General features: G+C 46.2%; 25 protein-coding genes. 19 read left to right on the top strand and 6 right to left on the bottom strand.

What is annotated here, in order from left to right; all coding sequences use genetic code 11:
• Window positions 1–54: 54 nt before the first annotated feature.
• The 16 genes from AB4274_RS11250 to AB4274_RS11175 all read left to right on the top strand — a co-directional run bounded on the left by AB4274_RS11250 (window position 55) and on the right by AB4274_RS11175 (window position 12,681).
• Entirely contained in the window at window positions 55–675 is a 621-nt protein-coding gene (locus AB4274_RS11250) for an LON peptidase substrate-binding domain-containing protein (protein WP_017065084.1), read from the top strand.
• 110 nt (window positions 676–785) lie between these two features.
• A complete protein-coding gene (locus tag AB4274_RS11245; RefSeq protein WP_017060967.1) occupies window positions 786–1,433 on the top strand; it encodes a sigma-70 family RNA polymerase sigma factor in 648 nt (215 codons plus the stop codon).
• A complete protein-coding gene (locus AB4274_RS11240) occupies window positions 1,426–2,106 on the top strand; it encodes a ChrR family anti-sigma-E factor (RefSeq protein ID WP_137001636.1) in 681 nt (226 codons plus the stop codon). The genes AB4274_RS11245 and AB4274_RS11240 overlap by 8 nt, the downstream gene beginning before the upstream one ends.
• A 174-nt stretch (window positions 2,107–2,280) precedes the next feature.
• Entirely contained in the window at window positions 2,281–3,228 is a 948-nt protein-coding gene (locus tag AB4274_RS11235) for a DUF523 and DUF1722 domain-containing protein (RefSeq protein WP_017060965.1), read from the top strand.
• Entirely contained in the window at window positions 3,225–4,640 is a 1,416-nt protein-coding gene (phrB, locus tag AB4274_RS11230) for a deoxyribodipyrimidine photo-lyase (protein WP_137001635.1), read from the top strand. Before AB4274_RS11235 ends, phrB begins: the two co-directional genes overlap by 4 nt.
• A 14-nt stretch (window positions 4,641–4,654) precedes the next feature.
• The gene (locus tag AB4274_RS11225) at window positions 4,655–5,086 is read left to right on the top strand and encodes a nuclear transport factor 2 family protein (protein ID WP_017061283.1); all 432 of its coding nucleotides are present in this window, start codon (window positions 4,655–4,657) and stop codon (window positions 5,084–5,086) included.
• Entirely contained in the window at window positions 5,086–5,817 is a 732-nt protein-coding gene (locus AB4274_RS11220; RefSeq protein ID WP_372112061.1) for an SDR family NAD(P)-dependent oxidoreductase, read from the top strand. Before AB4274_RS11225 ends, AB4274_RS11220 begins: the two co-directional genes overlap by 1 nt.
• A 2-nt stretch (window positions 5,818–5,819) precedes the next feature.
• Entirely contained in the window at window positions 5,820–7,091 is a 1,272-nt protein-coding gene (locus tag AB4274_RS11215; protein ID WP_372112059.1) for an NAD(P)/FAD-dependent oxidoreductase, read from the top strand.
• The gene (locus AB4274_RS11210) at window positions 7,088–7,894 is read left to right on the top strand and encodes a DUF1365 domain-containing protein (RefSeq protein ID WP_372112057.1); all 807 of its coding nucleotides are present in this window, start codon (window positions 7,088–7,090) and stop codon (window positions 7,892–7,894) included. The genes AB4274_RS11215 and AB4274_RS11210 overlap by 4 nt, the downstream gene beginning before the upstream one ends.
• Before the next feature lie 105 nt (window positions 7,895–7,999).
• Complete coding sequence (locus AB4274_RS11205; protein ID WP_102428125.1) at window positions 8,000–9,280, top strand: cyclopropane-fatty-acyl-phospholipid synthase family protein; 1,281 nt, start codon at window positions 8,000–8,002, stop codon at window positions 9,278–9,280.
• Window positions 9,258–9,779: a DUF2878 domain-containing protein gene (locus tag AB4274_RS11200; RefSeq protein WP_017061278.1), complete on the top strand. Its 522-nt coding sequence runs from the start codon at window positions 9,258–9,260 to the stop codon at window positions 9,777–9,779. Before AB4274_RS11205 ends, AB4274_RS11200 begins: the two co-directional genes overlap by 23 nt.
• A 3-nt stretch (window positions 9,780–9,782) precedes the next feature.
• Window positions 9,783–10,358, top strand: coding sequence for a chalcone isomerase family protein (locus AB4274_RS11195; protein WP_017061277.1), 576 nt, complete (start codon window positions 9,783–9,785; stop codon window positions 10,356–10,358).
• Window positions 10,355–10,897 (top strand): DUF3833 domain-containing protein, encoded by a 543-nt coding sequence (locus tag AB4274_RS11190; protein ID WP_017061276.1) that lies wholly within the window; start codon window positions 10,355–10,357, stop codon window positions 10,895–10,897. The genes AB4274_RS11195 and AB4274_RS11190 overlap by 4 nt, the downstream gene beginning before the upstream one ends.
• 246 nt (window positions 10,898–11,143) lie before the next feature.
• A complete protein-coding gene (locus AB4274_RS11185; protein ID WP_017061275.1) occupies window positions 11,144–11,407 on the top strand; it encodes a hypothetical protein in 264 nt (87 codons plus the stop codon).
• Window positions 11,408–11,659: 252 nt separating this feature from the next.
• The gene (locus AB4274_RS11180; protein ID WP_171732644.1) at window positions 11,660–12,334 is read left to right on the top strand and encodes an SDR family NAD(P)-dependent oxidoreductase; all 675 of its coding nucleotides are present in this window, start codon (window positions 11,660–11,662) and stop codon (window positions 12,332–12,334) included.
• 107 nt (window positions 12,335–12,441) lie between these two features.
• Complete coding sequence (locus AB4274_RS11175) at window positions 12,442–12,681, top strand: RNA-binding protein (protein ID WP_017061273.1); 240 nt, start codon at window positions 12,442–12,444, stop codon at window positions 12,679–12,681.
• A gap of 144 nt (window positions 12,682–12,825) precedes the next feature.
• Here AB4274_RS11175 and AB4274_RS11170 read toward each other — a convergent pair whose 3' ends face one another.
• From AB4274_RS11170 to AB4274_RS11155, 4 genes are all read right to left on the bottom strand, one after another.
• Complete coding sequence (locus AB4274_RS11170) at window positions 12,826–13,170, bottom strand: ribosome recycling factor family protein (RefSeq protein ID WP_017061272.1); 345 nt, start codon at window positions 13,168–13,170, stop codon at window positions 12,826–12,828.
• A gap of 169 nt (window positions 13,171–13,339) precedes the next feature.
• Window positions 13,340–13,807, bottom strand: a complete 468-nt coding sequence (locus tag AB4274_RS11165; protein WP_017065091.1) for an OsmC family protein — start codon at window positions 13,805–13,807, stop codon at window positions 13,340–13,342.
• A gap of 28 nt (window positions 13,808–13,835) precedes the next feature.
• On the bottom strand, window positions 13,836–14,228 hold the full coding sequence (locus AB4274_RS11160) for a GFA family protein (protein WP_017061270.1): 393 nt from the start codon (window positions 14,226–14,228) through the stop codon (window positions 13,836–13,838).
• 113 nt (window positions 14,229–14,341) lie between these two features.
• Window positions 14,342–15,271 carry a LysR family transcriptional regulator gene (locus AB4274_RS11155; protein ID WP_102320399.1) on the bottom strand — a complete coding sequence of 310 codons (930 nt, stop codon included), beginning with the start codon at window positions 15,269–15,271 and terminating at the stop codon, window positions 14,342–14,344.
• Between the two features lie 173 nt (window positions 15,272–15,444).
• On the opposite strand from AB4274_RS11155, the gene AB4274_RS11150 reads away from it, so the two are divergent.
• The 3 genes from AB4274_RS11150 to AB4274_RS11140 all read left to right on the top strand — a co-directional run bounded on the left by AB4274_RS11150 (window position 15,445) and on the right by AB4274_RS11140 (window position 18,568).
• On the top strand, window positions 15,445–16,128 hold the full coding sequence (locus AB4274_RS11150; RefSeq protein ID WP_102320398.1) for an SDR family oxidoreductase: 684 nt from the start codon (window positions 15,445–15,447) through the stop codon (window positions 16,126–16,128).
• An 83-nt stretch (window positions 16,129–16,211) separates the two neighbouring features.
• On the top strand, window positions 16,212–17,420 hold the full coding sequence (locus AB4274_RS11145) for an MFS transporter (protein WP_372112053.1): 1,209 nt from the start codon (window positions 16,212–16,214) through the stop codon (window positions 17,418–17,420).
• A gap of 59 nt (window positions 17,421–17,479) precedes the next feature.
• On the top strand, window positions 17,480–18,568 hold the full coding sequence (locus AB4274_RS11140; RefSeq protein WP_372054499.1) for an alkene reductase: 1,089 nt from the start codon (window positions 17,480–17,482) through the stop codon (window positions 18,566–18,568).
• A gap of 298 nt (window positions 18,569–18,866) precedes the next feature.
• On the opposite strand, the gene rlmJ is transcribed toward AB4274_RS11140, so the two are convergent.
• Together rlmJ and secF are read right to left on the bottom strand one after the other, a co-directional pair.
• Window positions 18,867–19,733 (bottom strand): 23S rRNA (adenine(2030)-N(6))-methyltransferase RlmJ, encoded by an 867-nt coding sequence (gene rlmJ, locus AB4274_RS11135; RefSeq protein WP_372112051.1) that lies wholly within the window; start codon window positions 19,731–19,733, stop codon window positions 18,867–18,869.
• Window positions 19,734–19,934: 201 nt separating this feature from the next.
• Window positions 19,935–20,888, bottom strand: coding sequence for a protein translocase subunit SecF (gene secF, locus AB4274_RS11130; RefSeq protein WP_017061264.1), 954 nt, complete (start codon window positions 20,886–20,888; stop codon window positions 19,935–19,937).

Raw genomic sequence — 20,888 nt, 5'->3', positions numbered from 1 at the left:
ACCACCCTCCCCGCGTATATCTTCTCGAATCACATCTGAACTAAGGAGTACTATGTGCCGAATTCACCTAGGAAGACCACGCGGACAGACGCCGAACCAGAAACACCCGTAGAGTCTTCTCTGGAGCTCGCTGTGTTTCCCCTCCCCATCTTCCTTTTACCGGGAGGCAGACAAAGACTGCGCATTTTTGAGCCAAAGTATCTCGCGATGGTCGCTCACGCAGCGCAGGGCGATGGTTTCATTATCGCCACTCAAGACAAATCTAACTCTGATCATCTCAGCTCTTGGGGAACAAAGGTGACCATCGTCGACTTCAATATGTCGGACGACCAGATATTAGAAATTGATGTCGAAGGCGAAAAGTTGGTGCAATTGCATGGGTCGTTTCGAGACGATGATGACCTGATTAAAAGTAAGTTCAGCTTGTTGCCTCACTGGCCTACCGATGAATATAAAGTGCCTAACGTGTTTACCGCTTTTTTGGTTCAGTTGTTTCGCGACCACGATTCGATAAGAACACTCTATCCCACTCCTGATTTTGAGAGCCCACAATGGATCTGTGCGCGATTGCTCGAAATGATGCCTATCCCACTGGAAAAGAAAACAGAATTTACTGAGCCAGCCAGTTTTCCGTCTCTAGTTCCTTTTTTGAATCAAATCATTACGGGGCAATAAGCACTTTTCTTCACTATAATTTTGTATAGTAGAAATTAATTTAAATTAAAGTGATCCCGACTTTCTCCTTTCACGTAGTGCCCATCAAATTCGCATGATGGTTAGTTACTATGCAAGTGGAAAGCAGAAGTTCAGGGAACGGCAAGGAGCATGTCATTATTCCCGATAACAAAGTACCTACAGACAACAAAGTACCGACAGAGCTCTCGAGCTGGCTGGTGTTGGTTGGTACAGACCGAGACAAGCAGGCGTTCACCTGTTTGTTCAAGTTCTTCGCTCCTAAGATCAAGCGTTTTGGTATCAGTAAGTTGGGTGGCGAAGCTGCTGCAAACGAGCTAGTTCAAGACACGATGACTAATGTTTGGAAGAAAGCACATCTCTACAATGTAGATAAAGGCGCTGCGACCACTTGGGTCTACACGGTAATGCGTAATGCAGCATTCGACATGTTGCGCAAAGTGAAAGCGAAAGCCGAACAAACGATAGCCGACGATATCTGGCCAATCGATGCGATGGTAGCCGAGTCTCAAAGCGAAGATTTGCCATTCGGTGACCATTTGATGAGCCGACACGTAATGACTCAAATAGAAAAGTTGCCTCTCGCTCAGAAAACCATCGTCAAAGGCGTTTACTTTCAAGAGCTCTCTCAAGAGCAACTCGCTCAGCAACTTGGCGTCCCACTTGGAACAGTGAAATCACGTCTGAGACTCGCTTTAGCCAAATTAAAAGTTCACATGGGGGAACAAGACCATGATTAAACATCACCCAAACGCGGCAATCTTGAAAGACTTCGTCGATGGCACGTTGGCTGATTCAGTTTCTTTGATTGTTTCTAGCCATGTAGAGCTGTGTGAACACTGCCAACAACAAGTCAAGCAGCTTACAGCTGTAGCAGCGAATAATGCTTTTGACGCAGAGCCAGTATTCTCAAATGAAGATCTAGACAGCTTCTCAATGGACGACATGGACTTTGATTTTGACGCGATAGAGCAAATCACAGCTGATACTTCTCAGTCTGTTGAAGTGACTCCAGAGGTTCAGAAAGTAACTGTTGCTGACACGACATTCACAATCCCTCGCGCTCTAAACTCAGTAGCGAGAAAGGACTGGATGAACCTAGGCAAAATTTCACGAGCAAGACTCGATTTTGCTGACGAAGCACACCACACCAGCTTGTTGCACATCGACAAAGATGGACAAGTGCCTTGCCACACCCACAGAGGCTTCGAGATCACGCTTCTTCTAGAGGGCAGTTTCGAAGACGAAATGGGCGTTTACAACAAAGGTGACTTCATCTGGTTGGATGGCAATCACACTCATCAACCGGCAACAAAAGAAGGTTGTGTCTGTTTAACCGTTTCAAGTGATGCGCTTTACTTCACAAAAGGTGTGAGCCAACTATTCAATCCACTTGGAAAATATATCTATTAACCCAGTTGCAGGCTATAAATATACAGGATGGCATAAAGCTATCCTGTATATCGTCAATACATCTGAATAAAAACAACTACGGTGTCAAAGTAAAAACACACCCAGCTCTGTAAATACGATTAGCAATGTTGAACTATAAGAAAAAGCTCAGAGCAAGAGCAAAGGAGTTGGCCAATGGAAAAGAAAATCAAAATCGGTATCAGTGCATGTGTTGCTGGACATAAAGTACGTTTCGACACAGGTCATAAACGCTCTCGTTTTTGTACAGACGACCTAGCAGACTACGTGGAATTGGAACCTGTTTGCCCAGAGATGGCTGTTGGTCTTCCAACCCCTCGCCCAACCATTCGTCAAACAAGAATGCTAGATGACATCATCCATGTTTCTCGCCCTGATGGCTCAGGTGATGTGACCAACGAACTGATCGAGTTCGGTCAAAACTACTCAAAGAAAAACCAACACATTGCTGGCTTTATTGTGTGTCAAAAAAGCCCAACCTGCGGCATGGAGCGCGTGAAGGTGTACCACCACCATGGTCGCGGCTCTGAATCGACAGGCATAGGCATGTTCACCCAACAAATTATGGACGGCAACCCGTTACTTCCCGTTGAAGAAAACGGCCGCCTTAACGATCCCATTTTGCGTGAAAACTTCATGACTCGAGTGTTCACTTACCAAAAATGGCTCGATCTTGTGGATGAAGGTGTGACCAAGCACAAACTGATTCAGTTCCACAGCGCCCACAAATATCTAGTCATGTGTCACCACGTTGAGGGTTACAAAAGCTTAGGCAAACTGCTAGCGGGTAATGATTTAGATATCGACGAACTAGCGGCTCAATACATCGAAGGCTTGATGACGGCGTTGTCTCATCACGCGAATCGAGGCAGTCACGCCAATACGCTGCATCATTTGCAGGGTTACTTTAAAAAACAACTGAGTAGCGCTCACAAGCAAGAGCTGACCAACCAGATCGCATCATTCAGAGAGGGCGTTGTTCCACTGCTAGTGCCACTGACACTGATCAATCACTACCTGATGGAATACCCGAACGAATACCTAGAATCACAGGTTTACCTAAACCCGCACCCTCAAGAACTTAAACTGAGATACGGATATTGAGCGACATACTATGGATACGACGAGACCTGCGGATTCACGATAACCCAGCGCTCGTCGCGGCAGTTGAAAACGGCGTAACGACCGCCGTTTTCATTTCAACGCCTCAAACGTGGCGGCAACACCACCTTGCGCCGATCAAAGCTGATTTCATCTATCGTCATCTAAAACAACTCGATTCCCAGCTCGCTGAATTCGGGATAACGTTGCTTCACCTGAAAGCTAGCGACTTTGACGACCAATCCAAACAGCTCATCGATTTGTGCCAGCAGCTTGATGCCAAGTGCGTCTACGCTAACTCTGAACCAGAGGTCGATGAACAAGCTCGCGATAAAAAGCTGATTTCAAGCGGCCTAAACCTGAAGATCAGCGATTGTGACGTTATGCTGCCACTCGGTAGCGTTCTCAACAAACAAGGCGAGATGTTCAAAGTCTTTACGCCCTTTAAGAACGCTTGGTTAAAAGAAGTTCAGGTGAAAGGCATCATCTGCAGTCCAGCTCCTGTCGAGTCAGCTGAACGTTCACAAACACAGCTTCCTGACGACTTACAAGCCTTAACCATCTCTGCTGACTATGATTTCGATTTTCCGCGTGTTGATTCGAGTCGCTGGCCATTAAGCCAAGATGTATTGGGCAATGTGATCCCCAATTTCTTAGGCAATAAAGTCAACGACTACGCACGTCTGAGAGATATCCCCTCAGTTAAAGGAACATCGGGGATATCACCTTATTTAGCGATTGGCGCCGTGAGCCCACGTTGGCTAGCGATTCAATTGATTCAGCAGCAACCCGATCTGTTATTTGATACGCAATTACCGGCCTTTTGTTGGCTCAATGAATTGATTTGGCGAGATTTTTATAAGCATTTGATGTTCCACCACCCTAAACTGGTCAAAGGTGCTAACTTTCAGCAAAAATACAATGGTTTAGATTGGTATCACGATCATCCTAGCTTCAAAGCTTGGTGCGAAGGAAAAACAGGATATCCATTGGTTGATGCCGCAATGCGTCAACTGGTTGAAACGGGCTGGATGCACAACAGACTAAGAATGGTGGTGGCAAGCTTCCTAACCAAGCACCTGCTTATTGACTGGCGTTGGGGCGAGCGTTTCTTTATGTCGCACCTTATCGACGGAGACTTTAGTGCCAACAATGGTGGCTGGCAGTGGGCTTCAAGTACTGGCTGTGATGCTCAACCTTACTTCCGAATTTTCAATCCAATCACTCAGAGTGAAAAGTTTGATCCAAAAGGAATTTTTATTCGTAAGTACATACCAGAGCTGCAAAATATCCCAGATAAGCATGTACATTTCCCACATGACTTTATCGCTAAAAACGGAATAGACAGCGAATACTGGCAACCCATCGTTGAGCATAAAGAAGCACGATTGAGAGCCTTAGCCTTCTTCAAATAATTAGAGTGAATATTATGGATAACTCTCTATGGCTTGATAACTTTCTCAACATGTATCGAGAACTCGGAACCGACAATTTCGACGTGCTTAAGACGGTTTATCACCCTGATATTGAATTCCAAGATCCGCTGCATCATGTCAGCGGTATTTCGGCGCTTACGCACTACTTCGAGAACCTCTACACCCAAGTAACCAGCTGTTACTTTCATATCGAACACACTTTCGAAGCGAACGACGAAGCTTCCGTTTACTGGACGATGCAGTTTGCTCACAAGCAATTAAATGGGCAAAAGCCAATCGAAGTACAAGGGCACAGCCACCTTAAGATGCTCGACGGTCAAGTGGTCTACCACAGAGACTACCTCGACGTCGGCTCTATGTTGTACGAACACATTCCAGTACTGGGCTGCGCGATCAAATCCATCAAAAAGAGGGCGAGCCGATAATGCGTATTATGATTACAGGCGCGACCTCAGGTATCGGCCAATCCCTAGCTAAAAATTACGCTCAGCAAGGGCATCAGGTGATTGCTTGTGGCCGCAATCCAGACAAACTGCAAGCCTTAGTTGATTCTCACGATACAGACATCGCGCATTCATCAATTACACCGCTCTGTTTCGATCTGACTGATTACCACAACTTTCCAGAACTCGACCAAGACAAGCCGCTCGATCTGCTGATTTTAAATGCGGGTGATTGTGAGTACATCGACGACCCAGTGAATTTTGATGCCGAGCTTTTTGAGCGCGTCATCAACATAAACCTAATTTCAATTGGCTACGCCCTTAAAGCTTGGTTAAAAAACATCAAGCCCGGCGGCCGTTTGGTTTTAGTCAGCTCCAGCGCCAGCTTTTTACCTTTGCCAAGAGCCGAGGCTTATGGCGCTTCAAAGGCAGCCCTCACCTACTTAGGCAGAACACTTTCGGTTGATCTGGCAACGCACAACATTCATGTCTCAATTGTGCACCCAGGCTTTGTTGAAACGCCATTAACCGAGCGAAATACGTTCTCTATGCCTATGATTATTAGTAGTGAGGCCGCAACTCAGCGAATCGTAAATGGTATCGCTCAAGGAAAGAGTGAAATTGATTTCCCAAGACGATTCATCATGTTGATGAAGCTACTAAGAATGCTTCCAACTCCAGTTTGGCAAAAACTCGCTTCAAGGATGGTATAACAATGAAGAAAATCGCCATTATTGGTTCAGGTATCTCTGGACTCACTTGCGCGCATATATTAGATAAGCACCACGACGTAACAGTATTCGAAAAGAATGATTACGTTGGGGGGCACACCGCGACCGTTGATATTGAACATCAAGGCTCGGCGTTTTCGATAGATACAGGTTTCATCGTATTCAACGATCGAACCTACCCGAATTTCAATCAGCTTCTAGAACAACTCGATGTCGAAAGGCAACCGACTGAGATGAGCTTCAGCGTCCACAACACGACGACCAAGTTTGAATACAACGGCCACAGCATTAATTCGTTATTCGCGCAGAGGAGCAACATCTTCAAACCTCAGTTCTGGTCTTTAGTGTCTGACATTCTCAAGTTCAACAAGCTGTGTAAGGCTCAGTTTGAAAGCAATGAATTCACACCAGACGTTACCCTTGGCAGTTTCCTACGAGATAATCAATTTTCCGACTTTTTCAGCCAGCACTACATCTTACCGATGGGCGCGGCGATTTGGTCGACAAGCTTGGAAGAGATGGAAGAATTTGAGCTCAAGTTCTTCATCCAGTTTTTCTACAACCACGGATTGCTCGATATCGCGAACCGTCCTCAGTGGTATGTGATACCAAAGGGATCGCGTTCTTATGTTGAAATCATCCTTTCACGCCTAAGTAAGACTGTTGCACTGAATACATCGATTAAACAAGTGACTCGCCAAGAAACAGGCGTCACGATTGAATTTGAAGATGGCAGCGCACAAGGTTTCGACGAAGTAATCTTTGCTTGCCACTCAGACCAAGCCTTACGCTTGCTTGGTGATGCAACAGAACAAGAGCAACAGGTACTGGGCGAGATCCCATACAGCCGCAATGAAGTGGTTCTGCACACCGATACTCGCTTGTTACCAGACAGAAAACTGGCTTGGGCAAGCTGGAACTACATGTTGGATGGCGACAGTAAACGACCTGCCTGTGTCACGTACAACATGAACATTCTGCAAGGGTTCGAAAGCCAAGACACCTTCTGTGTCACCTTGAATCAAAGCGAAGCCATCGACCCAGAAAAAATTATTCGCAGCTTTGTTTATCATCACCCGGTACTTAACTCGAACACGGTCGAAGCTCAGCACAAGCGTGAGCAAATCTGTGGCAAAAACCAGACGCACTTTGCTGGTGCTTATTGGTATAACGGCTTCCATGAAGACGGTGTCCACAGTGCACTCGATGTGACCAAACGCTTCGGTTTAGATTTGAGTACGAGTTCCGCGCTATGAACAGTCAAACCCTGACACCCGAGATGGGGATCGCATCCGAAAAGCGTGAAGAGCTCAGCGGTATCTATTGGGGTAACGTCAGACATCGCCGCTTTGGCGACATCACCCATGAGTTCAGTTATCAGCTGTATATGATGGGGTTAGATCTTGATGAGCTGCCCCAAACCACAGCGCGCAGTGCGCTGTTCGGAACTCGTTGGTACAACCCGATTCGCTTTGTCGAATCGGATTATCTCGCTGAAAAAAAAGAAAATGTCACCACGGATGAACCAAAATCACTTAAGCAACGTATAGCTTCCAAAGTGCAACAACTTGGTGGGGTTTGGTCTGATTCAAACCGTGTGACGATGCTGGCTCAGTGCCGCTGTTTGGGCATCTACTTCAGCCCAATCAACTGTTTCTTCTGTTACGACGCAACTGGAGATTGCAAGTACATGTTGGCTGAGGTGAGTAACACGCCGTGGCGCCAACGACATTACTATCTGATCGACATGCACCAAGAGTTAAAGGTAAAAAAAGAGTTTCACGTTTCGCCGTTCATGGATTTGAACATGACTTATTTTTGGAAAATTAAGCCACCAGCGAAACGCACGTTAGTCCACATCGAAAGCCGCCGAGACGACAAGCTTTTCGATGCGACACTGGCTCTGACGAAGCAGTCAGTAACTAAGACAAACATTAGACGAACGGTATTCAAGATTCCCGCAATGACGATAAAAGTCGTGATGGGAATTTATTATCAGGCTCTCAAATTATTCCTGAAAAAAGTACCGTTTGTGGCGCATCCAGACTCAACATCTTAAGCGCACATGAAAGAACTCAATTGAAGCTTGGGTTCGCTCCAATCAAGGAGCTGAACTCAGCTTAGTTGGCACAAAATATTAGAATGAGTTATCAGCGAGGTTTACATGGAACAGCTTGCCAAACAAAACAACAATATTGAACAACAAGCTAAAGCCGTTGCTGTTTCAAGCAACTGTAAATATCGAGCTTTAATTTTTAAGGTTTTAGAAAGCCTGCAATTCGCGACGCTTGAGATCATTGAGCGCGACCAGCATTCAGTATTTGGTGATCGAGAAGCAGACTTAAAAGGTCGAATCGTGATTCATGATGCTACCTTTTTTAGAGATGTGGTCATCAACGGCAGCATCGGGGCATCTGAAGCGTACATCGATGGCAAATGGACCAGTCCAAATCTCACGCGTGTGATTCAAATCATGGCTCGTAACCAAGCCCAATTGGATGAACTTGATGACAAGACACAGTGGATTTCTCGCATCAAAAACCTCTTGCTGCGTCGCAAGAATGCCAACACCGAACAAGGCTCCAAGCGCAACATTCTCGCCCACTACGATATTGGCAACGAGCTGTATGAGCGCTTCTTAGATAGCTCGATGCAGTACTCTTCCGCTATCTACAGCGAAGACGCAGAAACCTTGTCGAAGGCTCAACAAAACAAAATGAAAACCATCTGTGAGCGACTAGAGCTGTCTGAGAAAGATAGCGTGGTCGAGATAGGCACAGGCTGGGGCGGCTTAGCCATCTTTATGGCACAGCACTACGGTTGTCATGTCACCACAACCACTATTTCAGATGCCCAACATGCGCTTGCTGAACAGAGAGTAAAAGCGCTTGGTTTAACCGACAAAATCACCCTGCTCAAAGAGGATTATCGCAATCTCACTGGTGAGTATGACAAGTTGGTTTCGATCGAGATGATAGAGGCGGTCGGACATGAGTATCTACAAACCTTCTTTGAAAAATGTTCCTCGCTACTTAAGCCCTCAGGCAAGATGCTGATTCAAGCAATTACTATTGCTGACAGCCGTTACGACAAATACCGTAAAGGTGTCGACTTTATTCAGAAGTACATCTTCCCCGGCGGTTGCCTACCTTCTGTTTCAGTGATGACCCAACACCTTGCGACCAGCACCGACCTTGTGGTTCAAGAAATTGATGACATTGGCCTGCACTACGCTCGAACGCTGAATGATTGGAACATCGCCTTTGAAAATAGTTGGGAAGAGCTAGAGTCTCTCGGCTATTCAGAAGAGTTTAAACGCTTATGGACCTTCTACTTCTGCTACTGTGAAGGCGCATTCAAAGAGCGCGTGATCAGCACTCACCATGTAGTCGCAAGAAAACCTCGTTACTTTGGAGCAAAAGATGAAGCGGTTTTGGATTATTAATCTCGTACTGTTTCAAGCGACCTGGGTTTGCAGTGCTTTCTTTACCGCGCAAGCCCCGTTCGTCACACCACTGATTGTAGTGGTTCACTTCCTTCTATCACCGACTCGCAGTAGCGATTTGAAGATACTCATTTTATTACCATTGGGGCTATTGCTTGATAGCCTCTTACTCCACTTCGGCGTGTTTGCCGTCGACTCTGAAATTGCTAATCAATCGTGGTTCCCGGTGTGGCTTGTCTGCCTGTGGATCATGTTCTTAATCAGTTTTAACCACAGCCTAAATTGGCTTTTAAAATGCTCGAAAGTGATCTTGTTTGTCATAGGGTTCGTAGCAGGTACTAGTAGTTATTGGGGAGGCATCAAAGCAGGTGCTCTTCTTACTACTTGGCCAGATGCATCGGTAGTTGCTGCCCTTGCAATAAGTTGGGGGATTTTGTTGCCCTTACTGGTGGCCGCCTACTCCAACTTAATACAACCTAAAATGGCAATAACGAGGTGACTTATGGCTTATCCACGCAACCCGACACAAACGTTCAAACCTGAGCGAGGTATTGTTCGCGCTCATCAGCAAGCAAAAAACACACTTCTAAGCTTTATTACTCTCCCGTTAATCTTTGCTGCGCTGTTATTTGCCGGACACGCTAGAGCCTCTGCTGTCGATGATCTGAACAAACGTGGTGAGGGTGAAATGAGTTACCTGTTTTGGACTCTCTACTCGGCAGAATTCTACGCGACTCCAACCAACTCCGAACGAGCTTTGAAGCTTGAGTATTACCGCTCTATCGATAGCAAAGACCTCGTAGACGCTACCGAAGATCAGTGGAACAAGCTTGGCTACTCTGACAGCAACATTCAACGTTGGTTGAAACCCTTGTACGCGATGTGGCCGAACGTGGAAGAAGGAAGCACACTCACGATTCGTGTCGCTGAAGATAACGTAAGTCGTTTTTATTTCGATGAACAACCGATCGGCACCATCCAAGACAAGCAATTTGGTGAAGCCTTTCTAGCGATTTGGTTGTCTGAAAACACCTCTGAACCCGGTCTTCGTAAACAACTTTTAGGTTTGAACAAATGAATCCAAAAACAACAATAATAAAATTTGCTCTGGCATTTTTTTCACTCACTTGGCTAGTGGGCTGTGGCTCTGCAAGTTTAGAAGACCATGTCGACACTACGCCAGAGCTCAAGCTTGAAACCTTTTTTAATGGCGAGCTAATGGCCTACGGCATGGTGCTAGACCGCTCTGGTAACTTACTGCGCCGCTTTGATGCCAAACTGATCGCGACTTGGGACGGTGACAACGGAGAAATAAAAGAGTGGTTCTCTTTTGCTGATGGCGAGCGCTCAACTCGCGTTTGGAATCTAATCAAAACGGGCGAAAACACCTATTCTGGGACTGCCAACGATGTCGTTGGAACCGCTTATGGTGAAACCCAAGGTTCTGCGCTGTATTGGAAATATGACTTAGAGATTGAAGTAGACGGCAGCACCTATGAAGTGGTGCTCGATGATTGGATGTTCTTAATGGACGATAAACGCTTGTTCAACAAGACTGAGATGTCTAAGTTTGGCTTTAAAGTCGGAGAGGTCATCTTATACATCGAGAAGATTTGATGTAACTGCCGTTTCTGATTCTTAGTTTTAAAACGATGACTACATCTACAGTACGTAACAAAACAGCCCACAACGAAAATTGTGGGCTGTTTTGTTTGATCCCTCGAATAGCATACCTGCATGCTCAAGCCATTGTGCTAAGATGCGCCACCAGCATACAAATGGACTAGACTAACACTAAGCAGTCCCCATTTGTTTCGCTAAGCGTAGATTCCCTACCATGAATAATTGAAAAGGCTTTAAAGCATGAGCAAGTTGACCTCAGCGGAGCGTAAAGCTCGCGACAATGAACGTTTCTCACAACGCGTAAACGACCGCAGAGAAAAAGGTGAAGACGTAGTTGCTTACGCACTGACCAACAAAAAAGCTGTAAAATTCCTGACTAAGTCAGAGAAAAAACGTTTCAACGAAACGAGAGCGACTCTGCAAGAAGAGAAGCGAGTGAAAGAACAAGAAGAGCTTAACCGAATCGAAGACGCGTTCACGATCAAACAGTTCGACGACGAATAATCACTTATGATTACTCAAAAGCGCTGGCTCTATGCCGGCGCTTTTACTTGTTAGTTCTGCTACTTTTTGGCTGTGTTATTTCTGACCAAACCAGTCGATTCTTAACGACTTTCCCCACACTCTTATTCCCCTACGACTCAACCGATCACCCAAGCTATCAACCAGGCTATCGATCAACTTTAGCCATAGATCTCAGAAAATCTTAGCCTAGCCCCTTACTATCTCGAATCAACTCTACAAACTTAAGACAGTATGATTTTAATTACCGGATCAAGCAGCGGTTTAGGCGCAGCGCTCGCGATACAATACGCTAACACTGCAACAGACGCTCAGCGTGTAGCCATTACAGGTCGCAACGCACAACGTTTAGCAGAAGTAGCGCAAGGCCTACCTGCGAATACCATTAGCCAAGCGTGTGATCTCTGTGACCCGCACTCAGTGAGTGAGTTATTGGATGCGTTACCTGAAATGCCTAAACTGGTGATCCACAGTGCTGGCAGTGGCTACTTCGGTAAAATAGAACAGCAAGATCCAACCACCATCAGCGACATGCTGAAGAACAATATCGAGTCTTCGATCTTTTTGATTCGCGAGCTTGTGCAGCGCTACAAAGATCAATCGGTCACCATTGCAGTGGTGATGTCGACGGCGGCCCAAGGTGCTAAAGCGGAAGAGTCCACCTACTGCGCGGCAAAATGGGCCGTGAAAGGCTTTATCGAATCGGTGAGGTTGGAGCTAAAAGGTCACCCGATGAAAATCGTGGCGGTTTACCCTGGAGGAATGGCGACCGAGTTTTGGAATACAAGCGGTAAAGACATGGATACCTCGAGCTTTATGACCGCGCAAGAAGCCGCTCAGATGCTACAACAGGCGTTGACCAGCACAGAGCATGGCTTCGTATCAGACATCACGATAAACCGCGGCTAGTGCTTAGATAGAGCTACAAGGAAATAGAGCCGCGAGACAATTATTTGTGAGGGTGAGCATGAAAGTGTGCGACAATGCTCGGCGTAAATTCATATTCAAGGTTTATTATGAAACTTCTAGTTCGTAACCTATCGCGCTCTACCTCTGAGCAAGACATCCGTGTGCTATTTTCTGAGTTTGGCTCAGTAAAAGAGTGCAGCCTAGTTTTAGACCAAGAAACTGGCGACTCAAAAGGCTTCGCTTTTGTTGAAATGCCAGAGCAAGAAGAAGCTAAAGCGGCACTAAACAAGCTGAACTTGTCAAAGCTTGGCAAAAACACGATTCGTGTAAAAGTAGCGAACTCTTAATCGATTCAATGCTTCATAAGCCGCATGGCTTAGCTTAACAGCAGCACAGATGATAAAGCCCGTAACGATATGACGTTTTCCAGCGCAATATCGTTACGGGCTTTTTGCTGCTCGCAATTCTCTTTTCACACGATTTGAATACGCCTACAGACCTTCATGTTCATCAATAGCACGTCTTGCTTCGGCCATTGAACATCCAGATTCCATCACCAGCTGAGCCACAGTCATTGAAGGTGTAGCGGCCAACAGAGATGCCAAACACACCACGGGTTTAGGCAGCACTTTGTCGATTGCAATTGCTATCCAACCGTCTTTTTCATGGGTTAACATCGTTTTAAATTCAACGAGTTGATACTCTTGAGCGACCAACAGCCAATTACGCGAACGACGAACTCGTTTCAACTGACATCCACATTCCGCAGCATTCACCATCACTTGGCTTTTATCACTCACACGATGTACAAAACTATTCAATGGGACGCTAAACATAACTCTCTGCTAATCAATCTATTCCTACCATTCAAGAGCTCTCTACCTATCTCTCAAAACTTTCTAACTGTCACTCAATTAAAACCGTACGTAGGATTACACAGACACAAAAAAACCGCCAGTGATGCACTAAGCAACCTCGCGGTTTTTGGATGTTAACGTGTGTGGTTTACGCTTTAGTTTCTACCACAATGTCCGTTTTTACCGAGTTCGCGATAAAGCAGTTTTTGTGCGCCAAGTGGTGCAGTTTGTCGAGCTGCTTGGCGGTGGGCTTTTTGGTACCTAAAAACACAATTTTAGGGCGCAGAGTCACCTTAGTGACCGATGAGCGGCCAGATTCATCTTCTTCCAGCACACCAATCGCATCATCGACATAGGAGTCGATCACGTACTTCTGCTTTGCGGCAATGCCCAAAAACGTCAGCATATGGCAGCTAGAAAGTGCCGCGATAAACGCTTCTTCTGGATCAACATTCGCTTCCACCGAAAACGGCAGTGGCACAACATGTGGAGAGGACGAAGCAGGCACAGTGACACCACCATCGAACTCCCACGTATGACCTCGACTGTATTGATTGTCGCTAAAGACTTCATCTTCTGCTTTTTTCCAGCGAATGATCGCTCCGTATTCAGACATAATTCCTTCCTTTTTTATGCTCAATAAATTAACGATCAGCTGGATGATTGACACCATCGTTGGTCACCACATCACCAATATCAAAAGGGTTTACCCCTTCCAAACAGCCGATGTTAAAACCGTATTCATTTGGGCTAGAACGGCGTTGATGATGGGTATAGATGCCGCAGTTTGAGCAGAAATAATGCTTTGCGGTGTTGGTATTGAATTGATAAAGCTTGAGATGCTCCGCACCTTTGAGGATCTTGATGCCGTCCAGTGCAACAGAGCCCACAATCGCTCCCCTGCGACGACAGATAGAGCAATCACAGCGGCGTGGTTTTTCTATCCCGTTAGGTAAGCTGAACTCTAGTTCAACCGCACCGCAATGGCAGGTTGCCTTGTGAAAAGGTTGGATAACCGTATCTCCGACGACTTTCATTTTTCTCTCCAATCACATCCTTATGTTGGTCGTATCATAACCAGTTCAATGTTCTCTGTCCGTACCCGGGTGTTGAGTTCAAGAGATCTGTCATGCGCTGCTTCTCGGCTAATTTAACTAGACTTTTCAACCAAATCGCCAAACCGCTCAAACAAGAAATCAAGAAACAACCGGATACGCTTGGGCTGATATTTCTTGCTGATGTACACCACATTCAAATCGGCACTCGACACCGACATCGCGGTGTTGAAGTTCTTCATGTAGCCATTAAGCAGCGTCACAAGACGCTGGTTATTGATGTCGCCTTGCACATCCAGTACCGATTTAAGAGCAATGCCCTCGCCTTTTAATGCCCAGTAGCGAATCACTTCGCCATCGTCTGAAAATCGCTTTGGAACAACAGTAATCGACTTCTTCATATCATGATCTTGGAAGTGCCATGTCTTGAGCTCTTCATTGCTGCGCAGCATGGCTAAACAATCGTGATCAACCAAATCTTGTGGTGTTAACGGTGTTCCATGCTTGGCAAGATATTCAGGAGAAGCACACAGCACACGTCGGCTTGGTGACAAGCGTCTGGATATCAAACTGCTGTCGACCAATTCACCATAACGGACCACGATATCCATGCCAGATTCAGCAATGTTCGAGAGGTTATCGTTCAAGTAGAGGTAAGGGATCACGTCGGGATATTGCTGACAGAACTCAGAGAGAATCGGAAGAATGTACTGCTTTCCGATGTCTTTCGGCGCGGCGATTTTGAGTGGACCTTTGACCTCTTTGACGCCATTTTGGATCAGGTTTTCAGCCTCACTGACATTATCCAATATCTCCAGACACGCCTTGTGATACAGCTCGCCAGAGTCGGTTAAAGACACATGACGCGTGCTTCGATTCAACAACTTCACACCATATCGTTCTTCAAGCGCCTGCAGCCTTGCTGTCATGGTCGCAGGTGATAAACCCAGTTCGCGCCCAGCCGCCGCTAACCCGTGATGCTTAACAATACTGACGAACATCGCCATATCTGAAAACTTATCCATACGATTCTCGCTTCCACCTCTTTGTCTTACTTCTCGATCTTAATGCTCGATTTGAATACTCAGTCACACTATTCAGGTTAACCGAATAATGAATTTATATTTTAACCAATTATCAAATTTAGTCGAATAAATATAATGGCAAACATCAACAGAGCAACGCAGGAATTCAGAGCATGACTAACGAATCGACTAAACAAGAGAAACACACTTTCGTCATCATTGGTGGCACATCAGGTATCGGCAAGGCACTCGCGATGAAATTGAGAAACGAAAACAACACAGTGCACATCGCTAGCCGACATACAGGACTTGATATCAGCAATGAAAAATCAATTTGTGAATACTTTGAATCGATTGGCGTGTTTGACCACTTAATCGTAACGGCTGGCTCATCCGCTCCCGCAGGAAAAGTAACAGACGTAGCAACCGCAGACGCCAAGACAGCTTTTGACACTAAGTTTTGGGGCAGCTTAAACGTAGCCAAACATGCCGCTCGTTACATGACACCAAACGGGTCTATCACGTTCACAACTGGCATGTTGTCACGCAAAGTTGTTGCTGGTACTTACGTAAAAACCGCCATCAACGCCGCACTAGAAAGCGTGACTAAAATACTGGCGAAAGAGCTATCACCCATTCGAGTCAATGCCGTTAGCCCGGGTTTAACCATGACGGAAGCCTACAAAAACATGGACGATTCCGCTCGTACAAGCATGTACGACAACGCCAAAAATAACCTACCCGCAGGCAAGGTTGGCGAGCCTTCAGAGGTGGCTATGGGTTACCTATTCGCGATTAACAACCCATACGTAACAGGGTCAATCATCGACATCGACGGCGGCGCTCTACTCGGCTAACACCCCGCAAAGACATAAAGAACAATCGTTAGGGCGTGTATCTAAACGTCCTAACAAACAAGAATTAACACAGGTATTTCACTATGAAACCAGAAGCGATCCATAAAGAAAAGATCCCATTCCAAGTTTGGATACTGACACTCGCAGCTTTTGCCATCGGCACCGCTGAGTTTGTTATCGCAGGCATCCTTCCACAAATTGCCACATCCCTTTCGATCACCGAAGGTCAAGCCGGCTACCTAATCAGTGCTTACGCATTGGCTATCGTTATTGGTGGCCCGATCTTAACCATCTACCTCGCACGTTTTAACAAGAAGATGGTACTGATTGGCTTAATGGCTTTGTTCATCATCGGTAACGTGTTGTCGGCCTTAGCGCCAAGCTACCCATTACTACTGGCAAGCCGTGTGATCGCAGGCTTAGTGCAAGGCCCTTTCTATGGCATCGGTGCGGTTGTCGCAACCAACTTAGTGTCGGAAAAAATGGCAGGTCGTGCCGTTGGTCAGATGTTCGCAGGCCTAACACTCGCTAACGTTCTTGGCGTTCCAGCGGGTACTTGGGTTAGCTTGCAATTCGGCTGGCACACCACTTTCTTTACCGTGGCAGCACTTGGCACTATCGCGATGCTTGCCATTCTGACTTCAATTAAATCGACTGGTCACAGTGAAGCGAAAGACATCAAAACTCAGCTGTTAGCGTTCAAAAATCCAATGTTGCTGATCAGCTTAGCAATCACCGCTTTTGCTTGGTCTGGCTTCATGACGCTTTACGGCTACCTTGCGCCAATCGCCATGCACATCACAGGTTACAGTCAAGAATCAGTGACTTGGATCTTAGTGATAGTGGGTGTTGGCTTAATCATCGGTAACACCTTGGGCGGACGCTCTTCAGATAAAAACCTAGGCAAAGCTTCAATGTTTTGGGCTGTCGCAATGATCGTGTCATTGGTGGTGGTTGGCCTTGTGGTAGACAACAAAATCCTCTTCGTTGCAGCTGCATTTGTCTTTGGTATTGCATCATTTGCGAACGTCCCTGCCATGCAACTTCGAGTAATGAACCACGGTGGCGAAGGGCAAGAGCTAGCAGCAACTGCGAATATCTCAGCGTTTAACTTAGCCAATGCCTTTGGTGGATTCCTTGGCGGCATGGTACTCGACAGCCAACTAGGCGCAGGCATGATTCCATTCGCAGCCGTTGTTGTCCCAGTGATTGGTTTGCTGCTTATCGCCAAAGCCAACCGAGCGGGCAAGCCACAAAGCAACTCTATTTTCAGCCCAGCAGAAAGCAAATAACGCGACTTCTCGCCCCAATACAAAACGAAAGATCACAGCATTAAAACAAGGTAGAAACCATGAACAAATTATTCGAAGCATCAGAACTGAAAGGCCTAGCACTACAAAACCGCGTGGTTATGGCACCCATGACACGCGCTCGTACTAGCCAACCTGGAAACGTGCCAAACGACATGATGGCAACCTATTACCAACAACGCGCAAGTGCAGGGCTGATCATCACGGAAGCAACGCAGATCTCTGATGACTCTCAAGGTTACTCATTCACACCCGGCGTTTATACCGATGCACAAATCGAAGGTTGGAAGTCAGTAACAACAGCAGCAAAAGCACAAGGTGCCGCGATATTCTGCCAGCTATGGCACGTAGGCCGAGTATCACACCCTACCTTTCAAAAAGGCGAGTTGCCGATTGCACCTTCAGCACTGGCACCCATAGAAACGCAGGTTTGGATCTCTGATGAAAATGGTAACGGCAACATGGTGGATTGCATCCAACCAAGAGAGATGACCCAAGCCGATATCGATCGTGTTGTTCAAGATTTTGCTAACTCAGCGAAAAAAGCGGTCGAGGCAGGGTTCAACGGAGTGGAAATCCACGGTGGTAATGGCTACCTGATTGATCAGTTCCTAAGAACCAATTCAAACAAACGCACCGACAACTACGGTGGAAGCCGTGAGAACCGCCTTCGCTTCCTGATTGAAGTGGTTGATGCTGTGATTGAAGAGATAGGTGCCGATAAAGTAGGTGTGCGCTTGGCGCCGTTCATCACCTTCAAAGACATGAACTGCCCAGATATCGTACCAACGATTTTAGAGGCATCGAAGGCACTTCAAGATCGAGACATCGCTTACCTGCACCTATCAGAAGCCGACTGGGATGATGCACCGGTTATCCCTGAAAGCTTCCGAATAGAGCTAAGGGAGCAATTCTCCAACACTATCATCGTCGCAGGCAACTACACACCACAACGCGCCGAAGAAGTGTTAAGCAAAGGCTATGCTGATCTCGTGGCATTTGGTCGCCCATTCGTAGCCAACCCAGATCTCGTATCACGCCTACAAAACGGCAGCGAACTATCAGAACTTGATGGCGCCACTCTGTTCGGCGGCAACGAAAAAGGCTACATCGATTATCCAGTGTTGTAGTGAATCTTAAATTGATAGAACTGCCTTAGATTTTCCTTCAGGCAAAAGAAAGGCTCGCATGACTAGTGCGAGCCTAATGCAGTTTAGGGGGTAAACCACAATCTGATATTAATCTGGGACTAATTATTTAACTTATGAGCCATTATGCACTTGTGCGCATTGATATTCTATTTTTAAATGATTCACTGCAATTAATCAATCGATAAAAGTTAGCGTTTGGTCAATTTAAACCACATAGGTAACAGTGATTTAGTTAGTGATGTCTAGAAAACCATCATAAAACCCATAAAAATCAGATCTATAAACTTCTCATTTGCCAGTAACCTTCACCATTAGTCGCGAGTTGGCTGTGTAAATAATCGAGCGTATCTGCGACCGTTCCCGCAATGCCTTGTGGTGGATTGAACAACAGCAAACCACTGCCGATCAGGCGATCATCACCCTTGGGCTCTCTAAGGCGAAGTTCCGACTTGATCGGACTTGGTAGCAAGCCATCTTTTACCGCTGTCACGCAGTGGTTCAAAATCAGTGAGCTCTTATCATCCGTGTAAAGCGGGTACCAAATTAATGCTGATACCTTCTCAGACTGCTGATACGCCTTAACCAAGGCATCGATCACCGCGAGATATTCAGAATCAGTTTCGTAAGGTGGGTCAATCACGATCAGGTGGTGGTTATCATGCTTGGCCACATCATCAGGCAGCGCTTTGAGCCCGTCGCCTGCGGTGATAGTTAGCTTACTTGAGACATCAAGATCGCGTTGCAGTTTCTCAATGTTGGTTTGTAATAGGTCGGCTTCGTCTTGCTGGATGTCTGAAAAATAGAAACTGTCTTGGCTGCGGCCTTGTTGATAGGTAATGGCAGCAGAACCGGGATACAAAGAGATAAGCTGATTCGGATTGTAGTATTCCAGCACCGACATAAAAGAGCTAAATGCTGGAGGAAGATAAGCCTTGTTTCGCCACAGGTATCCGACCCCTTCCGCAAACTCGCCCGCGTGATTACTTGGTGCGGTGGTGAGGTCATAACACCCTGTACCAGAGTGGGTGTCGATAACATTGAGGCGTGAATGTTGCTGCATTAATGACTGAACAAGTGCACTCAATACTGGATGCTTTAGCGCATCACCATGGTCGCCTACATGACATTGATGTCGATATTCCATTCCCTTGCCTCATTTCTACGAACGTCATCTAAACATACTTCATATCATGAGGGCTTGCCTGCTCAATCCATCGTTTTTTGAAATAGGCTCTCTTTTCTGTAACTGTTTGACTCTTATAAAAAATAAAGCCCCTCGTTTTGTTATAAACGAAGGGCTTTGTTGACGTTACTGACTAAGTTGTACTGTTAACCAATAGATAACCTAAGGGTACTCACCCTCAACTTCTACCGGCGCTTTCACTTGGTAGTGACAAGGCTGTAGACCAAGTAACTTAGGCAGTGTGATACCTACTGAAACTGAAGACCACGTACCGCTGACAATACCTACAACCAGTGCAATCGCGAAACCTTGCAGCGCAGCGCCACCAAGTAGCCAAAGTGCAGATACGGTGATTAGCGTTGTACCTGAGGTCACCATGGTGCGTGAGAAGGTCGCTTTAACCGATTCGTTAAGCAGGTTGTCAGTGTCACCATTTGGATTACCACGCAGCATCTCACGGACACGGTCGGCAATGATGATCGAGTCATTCAATGAATAACCCAAAATCGCCAACACAGCCGCTAACACAGTCAGGTTGAACTCGAACTGAGTAAAAGCGAATAGACCCAAGATAAGCGTCACATCATAGATGATCGCGGCTAGGGCGCCGAGTGCTAAACGCCATTCAAACCGTACACTCAGGTACAGCATGATCATTAGGAAACACACCAATACCGCCAAGCCACCTTGGTCAACCATGTCTTGACCCACTTGAGGGCCAACCACGCTGCTGTTAAGCACTTTTACTTGGTCACTTACCGATGACAAAGCATCCACTAAGTTTGGCTGTGGAGCGTCTGTCAGTTGGCTGTAACGAATCGTCCAGCGATCCTGTTCTGCCATACCGACCACTTGAACGTCTTGTTGGAAAGCTGTATCAAGTTTTGTTTTTAACGCATCTTTGGTTACTTGATCAGAGAGTTGAACCTCGGCAACCACACCGCCAGTAAAGTCCAAACCCCAGTTAAAACCTTTCACTGCCACCAGCATCACAGAGCTCATGAACAGCACAATAGATATCGCAGACATCACCTTACGAAGGCGAGTCATATTCTTATCCGAAATATAGCTATTTGAAAAATAGCGGTCTGAAATAGTCATTTTTGAAGTACTCAT

Origin of the sequence: Vibrio sp. 10N.261.55.A10, assembly GCF_041470825.1 — a bacterium.
Taxonomy (GTDB): domain Bacteria; phylum Pseudomonadota; class Gammaproteobacteria; order Enterobacterales; family Vibrionaceae; genus Vibrio; species Vibrio crassostreae_C.
The sequence above is the reverse complement of the archived record's forward strand: the minus strand, read 5'-3'. Positions and strand labels throughout refer to the sequence as shown.

Excerpts from the sequence above, each read along its gene's own strand:
- AB4274_RS11245 (WP_017060967.1), top strand. The coding sequence starts at position 786 with ATGCAAGTGGAAAGCAGAAGTTCAGGGAACGGCAAGGAGCATGTCATT.
- AB4274_RS11240 (WP_137001636.1), top strand. The coding sequence starts at position 1,426 with ATGATTAAACATCACCCAAACGCGGCAATCTTGAAAGACTTCGTCGAT.
- AB4274_RS11235 (WP_017060965.1), top strand. The coding sequence starts at position 2,281 with ATGGAAAAGAAAATCAAAATCGGTATCAGTGCATGTGTTGCTGGACAT.
- AB4274_RS11225 (WP_017061283.1), top strand. The coding sequence starts at position 4,655 with ATGGATAACTCTCTATGGCTTGATAACTTTCTCAACATGTATCGAGAA.
- AB4274_RS11220 (WP_372112061.1), top strand. The coding sequence starts at position 5,086 with ATGCGTATTATGATTACAGGCGCGACCTCAGGTATCGGCCAATCCCTA.
- AB4274_RS11215 (WP_372112059.1), top strand. The coding sequence starts at position 5,820 with ATGAAGAAAATCGCCATTATTGGTTCAGGTATCTCTGGACTCACTTGC.
- AB4274_RS11210 (WP_372112057.1), top strand. The coding sequence starts at position 7,088 with ATGAACAGTCAAACCCTGACACCCGAGATGGGGATCGCATCCGAAAAG.
- AB4274_RS11205 (WP_102428125.1), top strand. The coding sequence starts at position 8,000 with ATGGAACAGCTTGCCAAACAAAACAACAATATTGAACAACAAGCTAAA.
- AB4274_RS11200 (WP_017061278.1), top strand. The coding sequence starts at position 9,258 with ATGAAGCGGTTTTGGATTATTAATCTCGTACTGTTTCAAGCGACCTGG.
- AB4274_RS11195 (WP_017061277.1), top strand. The coding sequence starts at position 9,783 with ATGGCTTATCCACGCAACCCGACACAAACGTTCAAACCTGAGCGAGGT.
- AB4274_RS11190 (WP_017061276.1), top strand. The coding sequence starts at position 10,355 with ATGAATCCAAAAACAACAATAATAAAATTTGCTCTGGCATTTTTTTCA.
- AB4274_RS11185 (WP_017061275.1), top strand. The coding sequence starts at position 11,144 with ATGAGCAAGTTGACCTCAGCGGAGCGTAAAGCTCGCGACAATGAACGT.
- AB4274_RS11180 (WP_171732644.1), top strand. The coding sequence starts at position 11,660 with ATGATTTTAATTACCGGATCAAGCAGCGGTTTAGGCGCAGCGCTCGCG.
- AB4274_RS11175 (WP_017061273.1), top strand. The coding sequence starts at position 12,442 with ATGAAACTTCTAGTTCGTAACCTATCGCGCTCTACCTCTGAGCAAGAC.
- AB4274_RS11170 (WP_017061272.1), bottom strand. The coding sequence starts at position 13,170 with ATGTTTAGCGTCCCATTGAATAGTTTTGTACATCGTGTGAGTGATAAA.
- AB4274_RS11165 (WP_017065091.1), bottom strand. The coding sequence starts at position 13,807 with ATGTCTGAATACGGAGCGATCATTCGCTGGAAAAAAGCAGAAGATGAA.
- AB4274_RS11160 (WP_017061270.1), bottom strand. The coding sequence starts at position 14,228 with ATGAAAGTCGTCGGAGATACGGTTATCCAACCTTTTCACAAGGCAACC.
- AB4274_RS11155 (WP_102320399.1), bottom strand. The coding sequence starts at position 15,271 with ATGGATAAGTTTTCAGATATGGCGATGTTCGTCAGTATTGTTAAGCAT.
- AB4274_RS11150 (WP_102320398.1), top strand. The coding sequence starts at position 15,445 with ATGACTAACGAATCGACTAAACAAGAGAAACACACTTTCGTCATCATT.
- AB4274_RS11145 (WP_372112053.1), top strand. The coding sequence starts at position 16,212 with ATGAAACCAGAAGCGATCCATAAAGAAAAGATCCCATTCCAAGTTTGG.
- AB4274_RS11140 (WP_372054499.1), top strand. The coding sequence starts at position 17,480 with ATGAACAAATTATTCGAAGCATCAGAACTGAAAGGCCTAGCACTACAA.
- rlmJ (WP_372112051.1), bottom strand. The coding sequence starts at position 19,733 with ATGGAATATCGACATCAATGTCATGTAGGCGACCATGGTGATGCGCTA.
- secF (WP_017061264.1), bottom strand. The coding sequence starts at position 20,888 with ATGAGTACTTCAAAAATGACTATTTCAGACCGCTATTTTTCAAATAGC.